General features: G+C 50.2%; 1 protein-coding gene. It reads right to left on the minus strand.

Features of this window, described 5'->3' with window-relative positions:
- Positions 1-118: 118 nt before the first annotated feature.
- Complete coding sequence (locus BLR64_RS29905; protein ID WP_090720366.1) at positions 119-1,060, minus strand: hypothetical protein; 942 nt, start codon at positions 1,058-1,060, stop codon at positions 119-121.
- Positions 1,061-1,244 lie beyond the last annotated feature (184 nt).

The raw sequence follows: 1,244 nt of genomic DNA on the forward strand, positions 1-1,244 counted from the left end.
TCCAGGCGAAACTCAAACAGCGCGCACCAATTGAGTATCGGCACGCGCTGGCTGCTTAGCTTTTTTTATCTGTCTACTTGACAGGGGTATGACCAGTACACGGTTTTTTCGAAGCTTATTATTTTCCGCCGGCAATATGCTCAATGAACGGAATGGCTTTATCCTTGGCTTCATCTACTCCCAGGACTCCAATAATCATATTCTCATCCTCAGCCTTGTTAACCGGCAATGCTGCTACAAAGGCTGAATCCGTAATATCCACGCCATACAGCTCTTCCTTCCCGCTCTCCGGATTGGTTCCCCATTTCAGGCGGGGGTCATCCTTGTCCACGCTCCCGCTTTCTACAATGGCACTCAGATCCTGGAAGCCGTCCTGTCCGCCGATCCATTCCAGTGTCGCTTCATCAAGGATGATAATATCAGGATGGTTCGCTGCCAGCTCTACAACAGCTTTTTGCATATAGTTCATATCGAAGGAGTCTGCGCCTTCACCGGTTCTGGGCAGATAAATCATGTTACTCTCGACCCTCTTCCATTCCGGGTACTGGGCGATAATCGCTGCATCCAGATCAGCTGTCTGGCCGTCGGGGTCCTGCACACCGAAATTGCCCAGGAACATGATCTTGGCATCAAGCGGCGGCAGGGAAGCCAGGTACTTCCGGTGCTGCACGTTGTTATAAATAGCATTCCCGGCAACAGCAAGCACAATGACCGCGATTACCGATACGATGACATGCGTCCGGTACAGGCGGAAGAAGCGTTCCCATTTGCTGGCCGTACCGGAGAATTTGCCGTATTTGGCCAGCCGCTGCTGCTCGGCTTCCTCAATCTCCTGCTTGTCCAGCGTGTCCAGAATAAACTTGAACGCCTGAAAATCCTCCTCCGGAGCCGAACGCTCCTCATCCTTAGCTTTCGATTTCCGCCGTTTGAGCAGCAGGTCGAAGCGTTTATTGATCTCTTCCCTGGATACGTTTTCAGATAAACCTAACCGTTCATAGGCCTGCTTCAGCTTCTCGTTCACATTCATTTCTCCTTTAAATATGTATAATGCCAGCTTCATAAATGCAGATACCCCTATTCTAGCAGACATTGGCCCCAATACTCCAGTTTACCCCCGGATTGGTATCTTCTCTAATGAACTTCCTTCGGTACTAGAGTAAAGGGCTGGGTTTAAACCAGCCCCTCCTCATCAAACCGTACGTGAGGTTTTCCCTCATACGGCTTTCCGATGTTCGTCATTCATG

The sequence above is a fragment of the Paenibacillus typhae genome, from assembly GCF_900099765.1.
GTDB classification, from domain to species: Bacteria; Bacillota; Bacilli; order Paenibacillales; family Paenibacillaceae; genus Paenibacillus_AQ; species Paenibacillus_AQ typhae.